General features: G+C 69.4%; 9 protein-coding genes and 1 pseudogene. 6 read left to right on the plus strand and 4 right to left on the minus strand.

Going from position 1 to position 13619, the window contains the following annotated elements:
• Positions 1-26: 26 nt before the first annotated feature.
• A pseudogene (locus tag SLUN_RS41700) lies at positions 27-796 on the minus strand (tyrosine-type recombinase/integrase); the annotation flags it as partial.
• Positions 797-1172: 376 nt separating this feature from the next.
• Here SLUN_RS41700 and SLUN_RS32520 point away from each other — a divergent pair.
• From SLUN_RS32520 to SLUN_RS32535, 4 genes are all read left to right on the plus strand, one after another.
• Positions 1173-2420: a helix-turn-helix domain-containing protein gene (locus SLUN_RS32520; protein WP_108153505.1), complete on the plus strand. Its 1248-nt coding sequence runs from the start codon at positions 1173-1175 to the stop codon at positions 2418-2420.
• Between the two features lie 127 nt (positions 2421-2547).
• Positions 2548-2916 carry a hypothetical protein gene (locus SLUN_RS32525; protein WP_257153838.1) on the plus strand — a complete coding sequence of 123 codons (369 nt, stop codon included), beginning with the start codon at positions 2548-2550 and terminating at the stop codon, positions 2914-2916.
• Positions 2909-3196 carry a DUF7848 domain-containing protein gene (locus SLUN_RS32530; protein ID WP_159100377.1) on the plus strand — a complete coding sequence of 96 codons (288 nt, stop codon included), beginning with the start codon at positions 2909-2911 and terminating at the stop codon, positions 3194-3196. The genes SLUN_RS32525 and SLUN_RS32530 overlap by 8 nt, the downstream gene beginning before the upstream one ends.
• Positions 3197-3961: 765 nt before the next feature.
• Entirely contained in the window at positions 3962-6292 is a 2331-nt protein-coding gene (locus tag SLUN_RS32535; RefSeq protein WP_108153507.1) for an ATP-binding protein, read from the plus strand.
• Positions 6293-6398: 106 nt separating this feature from the next.
• Here the strand turns inward: SLUN_RS32535 and SLUN_RS32540 are convergent, their stop codons facing one another.
• Complete coding sequence (locus SLUN_RS32540; RefSeq protein ID WP_159100378.1) at positions 6399-7643, minus strand: RICIN domain-containing protein; 1245 nt, start codon at positions 7641-7643, stop codon at positions 6399-6401.
• Between the two features lie 730 nt (positions 7644-8373).
• Here SLUN_RS32540 and SLUN_RS32545 point away from each other — a divergent pair.
• Positions 8374-9687 (plus strand): RICIN domain-containing protein, encoded by a 1314-nt coding sequence (locus SLUN_RS32545; RefSeq protein WP_108153509.1) that lies wholly within the window; start codon positions 8374-8376, stop codon positions 9685-9687.
• Positions 9688-9803: 116 nt separating this feature from the next.
• On the opposite strand, the gene SLUN_RS32550 is transcribed toward SLUN_RS32545, so the two are convergent.
• Positions 9804-10874 carry an ADP-ribosylglycohydrolase family protein gene (locus tag SLUN_RS32550; RefSeq protein WP_108153510.1) on the minus strand — a complete coding sequence of 357 codons (1071 nt, stop codon included), beginning with the start codon at positions 10872-10874 and terminating at the stop codon, positions 9804-9806.
• A 163-nt stretch (positions 10875-11037) separates the two neighbouring features.
• On the opposite strand from SLUN_RS32550, the gene SLUN_RS32555 reads away from it, so the two are divergent.
• The gene (locus SLUN_RS32555; protein WP_108153511.1) at positions 11038-12192 is read left to right on the plus strand and encodes a glycerate kinase; all 1155 of its coding nucleotides are present in this window, start codon (positions 11038-11040) and stop codon (positions 12190-12192) included.
• 108 nt (positions 12193-12300) lie between these two features.
• Here the strand turns inward: SLUN_RS32555 and SLUN_RS32560 are convergent, their stop codons facing one another.
• The gene (locus tag SLUN_RS32560; protein WP_108153512.1) at positions 12301-13500 is read right to left on the minus strand and encodes a PucR family transcriptional regulator; all 1200 of its coding nucleotides are present in this window, start codon (positions 13498-13500) and stop codon (positions 12301-12303) included.
• Between the last annotated feature and the right edge of the window lie 119 nt (positions 13501-13619).

The raw sequence follows: 13619 nt of genomic DNA on the forward strand, positions 1-13619 counted from the left end.
CGTGACGGCAGTAGTTGACGGCAACGTCAGCGGACGGTGGCTGCGCAGGGCGGAGGTTCATCGCCCTTGGTCCTGCTGGACATGGTGCTCGTTGGTCCGTCGAGTGCGGTGCTGAGGATGTCGATAGTTTGGCGCTGGAGCCGGAGCCGGACGTGTGCATAGACGGTGGCGGTGACATCGATGTGAGCGTGGCCGAGGAGTTCCTTGATCACGACGAGCTCGACGCCCTGCTCCAGGAGCAGGGTGGCAGTCGAGTGCCGGAGGTCGTGAAAGCGGATACGGCGGAGGCCAGCCTTGCGGAGAAGCGCGGTGAACGTCCGGGTGAGATTGGTCGGGTCGATCGGTCTACCGCTGCGGAGCGGTGAACACGTGCCCGTTGGGCCGCCAAGTGGTGCCTGTGGTCTCGCGCTCGCGCTGCTGCTGTTCGTGGTGGTGCTTCAGGGGCTGGAGGCAGCGGGTGGGGAGGGCGATGCGGCGTTCGGAGGCCCGGGTCCTGGTGGGCAACGTGGTGCGCCCGGCTGCGCTGGTGCGCTGCAAGGTGCGGCGGATAGCAGCGGTACCGGCGTCGAGGTCGAGGTCTTCCCAGCGCAGGCCGAGGAGTTCGCCCTTGCGAAGTCCGGTGTGGAGAGCCAGCTCGAACAGTGCACACAGCCGGTGACCGTTCGCGGCGGTGAGGAACTGGCGGGCCTCGTCAGCGGTGAGGGGTTCGAAGCGTCGGGGGCGGGGTGTGCCGGTGCGGACGGGCGTGCTCCAGGGCGGACCTGAGTACGGAGTGGATGTACGCCAGCGTCAGCGGGCGGTGCTTAATCAAGACGGTCCGCTGGGGCGGCCCGCGCGCGCTCCGGCCCCTCGGGGCCGCCGCCCATTCCTGTCTCCGCCCCGCTGCCGACGGCCCCGCCGGTCCGGGCGCGCAACAGCCAGCGCAACGAACCCTTTCCGGGGCTCCGCCCCAGACCCCGGCCCTCCCTCCGAGGGGCAGGGGCCGAGTGCGGGTGCGGCTTCGTCGTGGTGAGCGGTCGCGGGTCGCGGGAGGGGTCCCCTCCAGCTCAGGCGCGATCCTGCCGGAGCCCGGCCCGCGACGTGGTGGGACACCCCTGCGGGTGGGTGTCTGCCGGATCGCCCCCGGTTGATGCGCCGGCCGGGCGTACCGTGGCATGGGAGGTGGTGAGTTGATGACTACGGAGCTGGCCGACAACGTCCGCAAGTACCGACGTCGGTCCGGAATGAGCCAGGAGGAACTGGCCCACGCCGCAGGCGTGTCACCGGGCACCGTGCGCAAGGTGGAACAGGGCGGAACCGTCCGCATGGAGACCCTGCATACGCTCGCCCGCGCGCTGCGCGTGACCACGGCGACGCTGCTCGCGCCGGACGCCCCGGAACCCGTGGGCCGCGCCGAGGACCCTAATCGCGTCAACCTGATCCAGCTCCGTGCCGCCCTCACCCCACCAGTGGGCCTCACCGACATTGACGGCGAGGCCGCGGGGGAGGAGCCCAACCTGCGCCGCTTCCGCCGCGCTGTCCACGATGGGGCCGTGCTCTACCACTCCGACAGCTACAAGAGCGTCGCTTCCCAACTCCCTGCCCTACTACGCGATGCCAACAGCGCCCTCGCCCACTTCGACCACGGCCAGGAGCATCACCAGGCGCTGCTGGCGCGCGCCGAGGTGATGCAGCTGGCCGGGCGGTATCTGACCCAGGTACGGCAGTACGACCTCGCCTACACTGCCTTGTCCGGAGCGATCGCCGATGCCCGCGGTGCCCAAGACACCCTCACCGCCGCATCCGGCGTCATCGGCATGTGCTGGCTGCTGCTGCGCCAGGGCCGCCTGGACGAGGCCGAACAACTCGCCTCCCAGACCGCGGACGTGATCGAACCACGGCTGTCGAGGGCGACACCGGACGAATGCGCGGCCTGGGGATGGCTGGCCCTGCGCGCCGCAGCAGCCGCAGGCCGCAACAACCGCCCCCAGGAAGCCCTCCAATACCACCGGGTGGCCACCACCGCGGCATCCGCGGTGGGACGGGAGCACACCGGATCATTCTTCCGGCACTGGACCACCTTCGGGCCACTGACCGTCGGCATGAAAGGCGTCGAGGACGCGATGGTCCTGGGAGACGCCCGCACCGTCGTCCGCAAGTCCAGCGAGGACGCCATGTCACCCAAGGCCTGGAAGAACACCGGTCGGCCAAGCGACGACAACTGGAACCGCCACCGCCTCGATGTGGCCCGCGCCCACGCCCGCACCAACGACCTGACGACCGCGATGGACGAACTGGCCGGCGTCCGCCACGCCTCCCCGGAATGGCTGCGCCACCAGCGCATGGCCGCCGAGACCATGCAGGAGATCCTCAAGAGGCGCAAGCGCACCCTCACTGCCGAGATGCGCGAGATGGCCGCCTACCTGGGCGTCGTCGGATAACTGCCACGCAACGCAACACTTCCCACACCATGCGTCACCAACTGGCATGCCTCATGCATGGAGTGACGGCCAGCCAGTACCTACGGTCACCGTGTCCCTATCAGCGACCCAGGCCGGGGGGTACACGGTGAGCCAGCCCAGGAGCGACGCGGATCGCATCCGCCGCCGAGACTTACACGACGCCGCAGCAGGAGTAGCAGGTCCCCGCCTGCTTCCGTGGACCACACCGGAGGGGAAGCCCTGCTATCTGAGCACCAATGGCCGGGGCTACCTCTCCGACCTTGCCGACAGCATCGAGACGGTGCAGCTCAGCATGGGCGAGGAGGTACTGGAGTACGCCCGAAGCGCCACGGCCCCCGGGGCGCAAACCCAGTCGGCGACCGAATACCGCTGGCTCGCCCGCCGGTTGACCGAGGCCCTGTCCGACGCACTCAGGGTCGCCGACTCACGCGGACAACGCATCCCGGACCCCGAAGAGGCGACCGAGGATGCCTGACACCGCGAACAGCGACGCTCCGGCCCATAACGCCACACGAGGGCGCTTCCGGTTCCGCGAATACCGCGTGACCACCGTCGCCGACCCCATGGCGGTGCCCGTCTACGAGGCGCTCTGCGTCACCGGCGAGGAACGCAACTGCGGCGCCGAATCCGGCACGCTGCACACCCCGGACGAGCTGACCCACTGGGTCGCCGGACACTGCGCCCAGACCGGCCACCAGCACTACGAGCAGACCGTCCGCGCCATACTCCGCGCCGAGCCCGGGGCATGGCAGTAAAGTCCCCCCACGCCGACACCGCGCCAGTGACACCGCGACCGCACGGCCTGCGCCTCTGACGGCAGTAGCGACGGCAACAACCACGGATTCCGCCGGGTTGCAGGCCGAGGGCTGCCGACGGGGCGCCGGTCGGCCGCCGTCGATGGAGCCCGCGCCGCAGGGGTGGAGGCGACGACGGACTCCTTCTGCGGAGAGGCCGGCTGCCTGGCCGACTCAGACTCAGGTTGCTCCCGGCGTCCGATGCGCGTGGCGGATCTGCCGTTGCGGACACTGCGTACGCCGTCCGGCGCTGTGAAGGTCCCCCGCGTACGCCGTGGGGCGCTGTGAACGGTCCCCGCGCCCTCCCCTTGGTGCCGAGTGGTCCTCCGCGAGAGGCGGCGGCCCATGGAACCAATACCAACTCACGGTTACGGACTGGGAATCTGCCCTGACAGATGGCGAACAGGCCGCGGAACGAAGGGGGTTCAGTGCTCTTGGGGTGCTAAAGGATGGTTTACTGGCTTCGGTGATGCGGCGCGAGCCGGCCGTGCATCGCTCCGTTACCCCGGGGATGCTGAGGCTCTGAGCGTTGGGTGGCTGGGCCCACGAGGACCGCCGTTTGACTCGCGGCTGACACGAGACATCTGGATCTTCATCGGTCCGGCGGGCTGCGTTTGGCCTGACCCCCTACGGCGACCGCCCACCGGTCGCAACTCCAGCCTGGTCACCGTGACTGTCCAGCGGGTGACGGGTGCGCACGAGAGATGAGGCCCACGGGTGGCTGGGATGCGCAGAGAGTCCGGAAATCTTCCTGCGGACACGACGAGCTTCGTCGGCCGGCACGCCGAGATTTCACGGGCGCGGCAACTGCTCGCGCGGACGCGGCTGTTGACTCTGACGGGTCCGGGCGGCATGGGCAAGAGCCGGCTCGCCTTGAGGCTGGCGGCGCAGGTGCGACGCTCCTTCCCCGACGGCGTCTGGCTGGCAGATCTTGCCGTGGTCGAGAAGGAAGAACTGCTCGAACATGCCGTGCTGGCGGCGTTCGAACCGAACCACGACATGGGCCGGCCGCCGATGGCCGCGCTGACCGGTCACCTTCGTGACAAGCGGGTCCTGCTGGTGCTCGACAACTGCGAACACCTGCTGCACCCCTGTGCGGTCCTGGCCGACGCACTGCTGGCAGCCGTCCCGGACCTGCATATCCTCGCCACCAGTCGGCAGGCTCTGGGCGTCACCGGAGAGTGCCTGCTGACGGTGCCCCCGCTGTCGGCGCCCGATCCGGACGATCCCAGGCCGGCGGGGCAGTCCGGGCAATCCGCGCAGTCCGAGCGGGACACGCATGCCGGACGCAGCGATGCGCTGGACCTGTTCACCGACCGGGCGGCTGCCGCGCTGGGGGAGTGCGCACCCTCAGAGCACGGCAGGACGGCTGCCCTGATCTGCCGTCGCCTGGATGGCATTCCGCTGGCTATCGAACTGGCCGCTGCCCGCCTTCGGGTGCTGACCTGCGAGCAGATCCTGGAACGGCTGGGCGACCGGTTCGAGCTGCTGGCCGGGGGTAGCAGAGCCGCCCTGCCGCGCCAGCAGACCATGCGCGCAGCGCTCGACTGGAGCTTCGATCTGTGCGCGCCCGGGGAGCAACTGCTCTGGGCCAGACTGTCCGTCTTCCCCGGCGCCTTCGACCTGGAGGCGATCGAGTCGGTCTGCACCGGTTCCGGCCTCACCGCGCAGGAAGTGTTCGGCGTTGTGGCAGGCCTGGTGGACAAGTCCGTGCTGGTCCGCGAGGAGCAGCACGCGCGGTACCGCATGCTGGAAACCCTCCGCCAGTACGGCCACCTGCGGCTGGGCGACGGGGAAGACCGGGCGCTGCGCCGCCGCCATCGCGACTACTACCGAGCGCTCGTACTGCGTGCCGAGACCCAGTGGTTCACCGGCGAGCAGACGGCCTGGTTCGCCCGCCTGCACCAGGAACGGCCCAATCTCCGCACCGCACTTGACTACTGCCTGACCGAACCGGGCGAGGCCCAAGTTGGTCTGGAGATAGCCGGATCGCTCTGGTGCCACCGTCTCGGCGCGGGCAGCTTGGAGGAAGAGCGCCACTGGCTGGGCAGGGCGCTGGCATCGGACGCCACGCCCAGCCCCGCAAGACTGAAGGCCCTGTGGGCCGACGGATGGCTGGCTCTCCTGCGCGGAGACACCTCCTCGGGACACGTCCGGATGGCGGACTGCCGCGCGTTGGCGCAGTCTCTCGACGACCCGCTGGCACAGGCGTACGCCGAGCAGTTCGACGGGCTGACCGCCCTGTTCCAGGACGACTTCGCGCGCGCGATCCCTTTGTTCGACCGAGCCCTCGCCCTGTTCCGTACGGACGGAGACATCGGCGACACATGGGCCACCCTCTACCTGCTCAGCTTGGCCTGCTGCCTTTCCGCCGACCCGCGCGCCGTCGCCCTCGGCGAGGAGTGCCTGGCACTGTGCGACGCCCACGGCGCTCAATGGTCCCGCTCGTTCACGCTGTGGCTCCTCGGGCTCCAGAACTGGCTGAACGGAGACACCCGGCAGACCGTCAGAAACCTCCAGGAGAGCCTGAGCACCGGTCGGCCCGCGCACAATGGGCTGGCTGTGGCCCAGTGCCTGGAAGTGCTGGCCTGGGCGCGAGCGAGCGACGGGGACGGCGCACAGGCTGCGGAACTCCTCGGCGCGGCACAGAGCGCCTGGGAGAAGGCCGGCACCATGCTGCCCGGTGTCGGGCGTCTGCTGCACCATCGCACCGAGTGCGAGGCCCTGCTCCGAGACGTCCTGAGCGAGGAGTGCTTCACTGCCCACGTGCAGTCGGGCGCCGCTTTGACCATGGAGCAGGCCATCGCCCGCGCACTGAACAAGCCCCCCGCGCAGCCCAGCCCACCGGAGCATGATCCAGTGACCGTGCTCACCCCTCGGGAGCGTCAGGTCGCCCTCCTGGTCACTCAGGGACTGACCGACAAGCAGATCGCAGCCCAGCTCGTCATCTCACCGCGCACCGCGCAAGGACACGTCCAGCGCATCCTGGCCAAGCTCGGGTTCACCACCCGCACCCAGATTGCCACCTGGGCGCAGGAACATGCCCCTCGCCTCTGAGTTTCCGGAGGCACTCTGCTCTGCAGTCGGCGCAGTGAGGGTGCCCCGGCCGAAGCCGGGGCACCCCCATGAGCGGTGTGTCGGTGGACTGAACCCAGTGGGACCTCTAGTTGGTCATGGTCTCGGTCGGTCCGCCACTGACGCAGGCCGGCTGCCGCACCCATCGCCCATTGGCGTCGAGCTTGTCTTCAGCGACACCGGAGTCGTACATCATGGTGGTTCCCGACCCGGCGGGGTAGGTGACGGTGATCTTGGCTTCGGTGTTGTATGTCCACTCGTCCCAGCTGCCCTTGGCGAAGACGAACTTGCCGGTGTAGGTCTTGCTGACAGGGAAGGCCTTCACCCAGGTTGTGGAATGCGCAGGTGCTGCCGGGACCACAGCGCGGTAGGTCTTCTCCTCGGTCGAAGTAGTCCCCGTTTGAACCGAGTGGGTGATCAACTGGGACGCCTCGGCCGCGAAGTCGACGTGCCAGAAGTCGTTGGAGCTGCCGAGTTTGACGGTGACGGTCTCCTTCGCGCCGTTGGCGATGGAATCCGTTGTGATCGTCGACGTGCTGGTGGTCGACTTGTAATCGACGGTTGTCGACGGGATCGCTACGTCACTGTGCTGAGCCACCAGGCACTGAGCGACCCCTTCATCATTGCCGGTTACCGCGACCTGCGTCTGACTGTAGTTGCAGTAGGGGTAGGCCGAATGCTCGGCAACGCTGGCATCGCACTTGGTCAGCGCATACTTCGCCGCCCACTCCGTGGTGAAGTCGAGCCCGCCGTCGTCGAGGCGGGTGCCCCACAACTGGTTGTCATCGCCGTGGCAGGGCCACATGTTCAGGTAGTCCGAGTGGCCGACGAGCCAGCTCTTGGCCACGTCGATGCACTGGTCATCAGCTGCGTTGCGGATCATGAAGGATGTTCCGCTGTCCTTGACCGGACCCGGCTGGAAATACCAGTACTGCTCCTTTTCGGAGCCGCTGCAACGCTCCTGCTGTACGGGGCGAATCCGCCATGTGGAGTCCCAGCCTCCGGGCTGCAGGCACAGCCCGGAACTGGACTTGATCTGGAAACTGCCATCGCCCTGCGGACGCAGTGAGAACACCTGGTTGGCATCGTCATTGCGGGCGTATGCCACCAGCCACGACCCAGTACTGGACGTACCGCTGGGCACGTCGATCACCCGGGGAGACGAATCGTTGCGGTCTTTCGCGACGGTGAATACGCAGTCGACGGCTCCCTCATCGGTCGGACGACACTGGTGGGACGTTCCGTTGGCCCACCAGGCTCTCGCCTGTGCCGACTGGGCGCCCACACTGAGATCGACGGCCACCAACGCGAAGACCATCGACACCAGAGCCATGAGGCACACCGGTGATCGGAAACGACGTCTTCGGGACTTTTGTGCCTGAGCGGCGTCTGTATGGCGCATCTGTTACTTCCTCCCCCTGTCGTGGCACTCCTGCGGTGCCGCACTCCTCAAGGCTGAGAAGACTGCCTTGAGGCGGTTCCGAGATCATGAATTTCTCTGGTCCTGCTGCCACGGCCTTGTCAGGCCGGCGCGGCGCTCCAAGGCGACTCGGGTCTGACGTAGCGTCGTGCAGGCGAAGAGAGCGATCTTGGGTTCCAGCGTGGGGCCTGAGGCCTCGGAACGGCAGCGCAGAATTACCTGGTTCAGTACCTGCGTCCGTGTCGTGAGCAGAAACCAGCCGGGCTCGTCGCGCCAGGGACTGGGACTGGGACTGGGACGGGGACAGGGTGGCTGGGCAGACCGGTAGCCCGGCCGGCGACCCGACTCGGCATGCCAGTGGCCAGGCAAACCCCGCAGGAGGGGCGACTGTCGAGTTCGGTGTCGATGCCTACAGCAGCGTGATCAACTCGGTCGCCGCAGAACTTGACACAAGTCGGCCACGGCATCTATCCACTACCCAGGGGTCCAACGGCTGCACCCCTGCCACCAGCCGTCCAACCCGTTAGCGCATCGTCTCCAAAATCGCGAGGTCCTGATCAGCCCACTGCATCTCCAGCAGGCCGGCTGACTCCGCCTTTGGATCAGCAAGACCACTACGCGACACACATGCACGAGGAGACCCGTGTCCGAGCCAGCGGCCGCCCAGGCCAACTCACTGATGCTGCAGGCCTTTCGCGCCCTGCCCGAATCGTGGCAGACGACGCTGTTGCAAAGCCTCGAGGAACACGAAGGGCACACGACACCCTTGGCGGAGCTGAGCCCTGACACAGCAGACTCCGAGGCCACCCGCGCCCTCAAGGGCCTGTACGAGGCCTACCTCCGCACCTATGCCGCGCAGGCCGCCGGCCGAGCGTGCCGCCATTTCGCCGCCGTGCTGGATGACACCGTCCGCCACGGGGATTGCCCACGCTCCAAGGACTTCGACCAGCACGCGGCCACGTGCGGGAGCTGCGCCCGGGCACGTACAGACATCGTCGCGATCCACACAGGCCAGCACACCACCCTGTCCAAGGCGTTGCTGCCGAGTACGACGGAGCGGCCGGCCTCGTCACCAGGCGACGGGCGCTCTGCTGCCCTGGCGATCCCGGCTCTGGCGACGCCCGAGCCCACCGAAGTCCCTTCTCCACGCGGCATTTCGCGTGAGGCATCCTCCCGCCGCGTTGTCCCGGCCACCCCGGCCTTTGCCGTCGCCGCGGTGGTGGCCGCGGCCGCAGCGATTGCTGCATCTGTCACTGTCGTCGTCTCGGACGACCCGGCCACCGCCGCCCGACCGCCCCTGGCCGCCTCTGATTCCGCCACCGGCTCCGTCGCGGAGGCGGCCGTGGCTGTGACCGCAACCGTTACGGTATCGGCCACCGCGACGCCGACCACCCATACCTCCGCCGTAGCGAGGTCTCGCGACGACCGCGTAACCGGTTCTGTTCCACCCGTAGTTGCCGCACCTCCGGCGCCGAGCGGAAAACCGAAGGGCCTCCAGCTGGTCAACCAAGCGACGGGCCTGTGTGTGGGGATCCAGGGCGCCGTCAACACCCAGGGTGCCATGATGCAGCTCCAGGAGTGCGTCAGCAGCGAAGCGACCCAGCGCTGGGAACGCATCACGGCCGGCCAGGACACCTACCAATTGAGGAACACGGGCACCGGGAAGTGCCTCGACGGCACTCACAATGGCGGAAACGTGGTCAGGGTCGTCCAATGGGACTGCCACGTCTCAGATGACCGCTCAGTACAGCTGTGGACCTTCACGTCGGACGCGACAGCGCCCGGATATCGATTGTTCTTTGTCCCGCAGGTGGGCTCAAGCGACTATTCTTCGCACCTGCTCGGTCCGGAGGATTGGCCCCAGGCCAACCCGCCCAGGGCGGGATCTTACCTTGCGCAACTGCCGAACTATTACAACTCCAGCAGCTTCATATTCGCTATGGACGACGGTATGTGAAGCAACTTCACGTCATTGATACCCCGGTGTTGCCGCCCGCGATCTGGTGCGGGCGCCGCGGCCAGATGGAGGCGATGTACGTGGCGTAGTCAGAGGTGGTCACGCGGGCAGCGCAGTCAAGAGTGGGAGGCCAACCGCACCGTACGCTCAGCCAGTTCGCTGATCCGTACGCCGTCGAAGCCGAACACCGCGCTGGACAGGCGGTCTTCGAGCGGGTCCGTCCACTGCGCGGGGATGGCGGCGGCTCCGCACAGCACACCTGCCACCGAGCCTGCCGTCGCGCCGTTGGAGTCGGTGTCCAGCCCGCCGCGGACCGTGAGCGTGATGGTGGAGGTGAAGTCGCCGGAGCCGTACAGCAGTCCGGCCGTGATGACGGCGGCGTTCGGAACGGTGTGGATCCAGCTGAGGTGGCCTGTCTGGGCGGCCAGCACGGTGAGCGTCTCGGACCAGGGTGTCCCCGAGTCGTGCAGGGCGGTGGTGTGGCGCACGGTGCGGGCGAGGCGGCTGCCCGCCGGGATGTGTTCCAGTGCCGCATCGATCGCCTGACGCGGGGTGTCCGCGGTGAACGCGGCGGCGATCAGGGCGGCCGCCCACATCGCGCCGTACACACCGTTCCCGGTGTGGGAGAGGACCGCGTCGCGGCGGGCGAGTCCGGCGGCCCGGCGCGGGGCGCCGGGGGAGGTCCAGCCGAAGATGTCGGCGCGGATGAGGGCGCCGATCCACTCCTGGTAGGGGTTGTCGTGGGTGGCGGTGACGGGGGGCTTGAGGCCGTTCGCCAGGTTGCGGTAGGCGGCCCGCTCGGCGGTGAACGTCTGCAGGAACGGCAGGTGCAGCAGCCACGCCTCGCCCACCTGTTCCGTGGTGAAGTCGAAGCCGTGCGTCTCCAGCAGATGAAGGCCGAGGATCGTGTAGTCGACGTCGTCGTCCCGGCAGCTGCCGTGGATCCGGCCCCGTACACACCGGCGCCACTCGGGACGCAGCTCGAACTCGCCGACGCCGGCGTCCGCCGGGGGCTCGGGAAGGTAGTCGGTGAGCGGGAGCGCGTCCGTACGGCGCAGATAGCGGTCGATGCGCTCGCGGGTCCAGTGGTCGCCGCGCTCGACAGGCTTGCCGAGCATGTTGCCGGCGACTCTGCCCAGCCAGCCGCCGAGAATCCGGTCGGTGAGGTCGGGGTGCGGTAGGCCCATACGTCCGGTTTACCGAATCGGCGCCCGAACCGCGCGGTGGTCGGCGAGACCGGTAAGCAGGCATGGTGCGCCATATCCGGACATGATGGGGTGGTATGCCGTCTGACCGGACGGATAGGGTCGGGGCGGCGCGACTGCCTGTTCGAAAGCAAGGGATAGCAAGGTGACGGACGGAGCAGTTATTCAGCCCGCGCGCGTGCTCGTTGCGGCTGACAAGTTCAAGGGCTCGCTCACGGCCGTACAGGTCGCGGAGCGGGTGACGGCCGGCCTCCAGCGGGTCGTACCAGGTCTGGCGGTCGAGACCCTGCCCGTCGCCGACGGCGGCGACGGCACGGTCGCGGCCGCGGTGGCGGCCGGATTCGAGCGCCGTGAGGTCCGGGTGACTGGGCCGCTCGGCGAGCCCCTCACCGCGGCGTACGCCCTCCGGGACGGGACCGCGGTGGTGGAGATGGCGGAGGCCTCGGGCCTCCAGCACCTCCCGGCGGGCGTTTTCGCACCGCTCACCTCGACGACGTACGGCTCCGGCGAGCTGCTGCGCGCGGCGCTCGACGCGGGGGCGCGGACGATTGTCTTCGGCGTCGGCGGCAGCGCGACGACCGACGGCGGGGCGGGAATGCTCGCGGCGCTCGGCGCGCGCTTCCTGGACGCGGACGGCAAGCCGGTCGGCCCGGGCGGCGGCGGTCTGCGCGACCTGGCGTCCGCGGACCTCTCCGGCCTGGACGCCCGCTTCAAGGACGTGGAGCTGGTCCTGGCGAGCGATGTCGACAACCCGCTGACGGGGCCGAAGGGCGCACCCGCGGTGTACGGCCCCCAGAAGGGGGCGACCCCCGAGGACGTCGCCACGCTGGACGCGGCGCTCGCCCACTACGCCTCCGTCCTGGAGACGGCCGTCGGCCCCAAGGCCGCGGAGTACGCCCTCTCGCCCGGCGCGGGCGCGGCGGGCGGCATCGGCTACGGCGCGCTGGTGGGCCTTGACGCCGGCTTCCGGGCGGGCATCGAGGTGATGCTCGACGTGCTCGGCTTCGCGCCGGCGCTGTCGCGGGCGACGCTCGTGATCACGGGCGAGGGCTCGCTGGACGAGCAGACGCTGCACGGCAAGGCCCCCGCGGGCGTCGCGGCGGCGGCCCGCGCGCAGAACATCGAGGTCGTGGCGGTCTGCGGCCGCCTCCTGCTGCCGCCGGAGGCACTGGGCCGGGCGGGGATCCGCCGGGCGTACGCGCTCACGGAACTGGAGCCGGACCCGGAGAGGTGCATGGCGGAGGCGGGGCCGCTGCTGGAACGGGCGGCGGAGAACATCGCGCGGGACTTTCTGCGGTAGGGCGGTGGGGCGGTGGGGCGGGGCCTGTTCTGGTTCCCCACCCGCCCCTTCGAAACTGGGGCGGTGCCCCAGACCCCGGCGCGGCCAGGGCCGGGCGCCCACGCCCCCTCACCCCGGTGTCAGGCGGAAGGCGTCCAGCGCCAGGGTCATCTCGATCAGGTCCCTCGGGCGTCCCAGTGACCTCGACGTCAGTTGCTCCAAGCGGCGCAGGCGGTTGAAGACCGTGTTCCGGTGGCAGTACAGCCGCGTCGCCGCCCGGCCCGCCGACCCCCCGCACTCCAGCCACGCGTCCAGCGTCTCCAGCAGCACCGCCCTGTCCGTCGGGTCCAGGTCCAGCAGCGGGCCGAACACGTCCGCGATCAGGCGCGCCGCCAGTTCCGGCTGGCTGACCACCATCGCCGTGGGGAGCCGTTCGTCCAGCCGCACGATCCGGTCCGCGTCCGGGCCGCACGTGCGCAGTGCCGTCTCCGCCAGGCGGCGCGCCAGGCCCAGGTCCGCGAGGCCCGGCACCACCGGGCTGATCCCGCCCGGCCCCGGGCACCACCGGTGCAGCGCCGAAGCCAGCTCCGTCAGCCCCGCCTCCGCCCCCAGCGCCACGACCGCGATCTCGTAGTCCGTACGCATCCGCCAGAAGAAGCGAAGCCCGTCCGACGCCGCGACCCGGTGGAACGGTTCACGCCCCGCCGCGCGCTCCACCCGCACCACGACCACCGCGTACCGCCCCTGCTCCGGCAGGTCCAGGCCCGCCGCGGCGCTCGCCGCGAGCCCCGGCGTGGTCCTGCCCTCCAGTAACGCGTCCAACAGCGCCTGGACCCGCTCGTCGCTCCGCCGCCGCATCTCCTGCTCCGTACCGCGGTACGCGTCCGCGACCGTCGACGCCTGCCGGTCCACCCCCTCCCACATGTGGGACGCCAGATGCACCAGCACCTGAAGCGCATCCGGATCCTTCTCGGAGACGATCTCCAGAAGCTGGTCCCAGATGAGATAGCCCGCGTGCCGGTACGCGTACAGCACCAGATCGAGCGGCAGCCCCTGCTCCGCCCGCCGCCGGCCGAGCCGCTCCGCGTACTGGAGGTCCCGCCGCGGCGCCGAACGAGTCGCCGCCAGCGCCTCGACGCCGTACCGCATCGCCTCGTTGATCTGCTGCCAGTGCTCGTCGCGCGGCACGGCGAGGTCGAACTGCGGTGAATGGGCCACCAGTTCCTCGATGAGCTGATCCGTCAGTCGCGGCACGCGCTCCAGAAGCACCTCGGAGGCGCTCACGAGGACGGACCACTCACGCTCGGTGCGCGCTCTGCGGCCACCCATGGCTGGAGGATGCCAGCCCTTGTGCCCGTGCACAATGCGCGCGCGGCACCGCTGGTCATCCGCAGCGATTCGGCCGTACGGCGTGGACGGTGGGCCTGCCCGGTGCTGATGTGTGCCAG

The organism is Streptomyces lunaelactis (genome assembly GCF_003054555.1).
Lineage (GTDB): Bacteria > Actinomycetota > Actinomycetes > Streptomycetales > Streptomycetaceae > Streptomyces > Streptomyces lunaelactis.

Excerpts from the sequence above, each read along its gene's own strand:
- SLUN_RS32540 (WP_159100378.1), bottom strand. The coding sequence starts at position 7,643 with ATGGCTCTGGTGTCGATGGTCTTCGCGTTGGTGGCCGTCGATCTCAGT.
- SLUN_RS32530 (WP_159100377.1), top strand. The coding sequence starts at position 2,909 with ATGCCTGACACCGCGAACAGCGACGCTCCGGCCCATAACGCCACACGA.
- SLUN_RS32560 (WP_108153512.1), bottom strand. The coding sequence starts at position 13,500 with ATGGGTGGCCGCAGAGCGCGCACCGAGCGTGAGTGGTCCGTCCTCGTG.
- SLUN_RS32550 (WP_108153510.1), bottom strand. The coding sequence starts at position 10,874 with ATGGGCCTACCGCACCCCGACCTCACCGACCGGATTCTCGGCGGCTGG.
- SLUN_RS32520 (WP_108153505.1), top strand. The coding sequence starts at position 1,173 with ATGACTACGGAGCTGGCCGACAACGTCCGCAAGTACCGACGTCGGTCC.
- SLUN_RS32535 (WP_108153507.1), top strand. The coding sequence starts at position 3,962 with ATGCGCAGAGAGTCCGGAAATCTTCCTGCGGACACGACGAGCTTCGTC.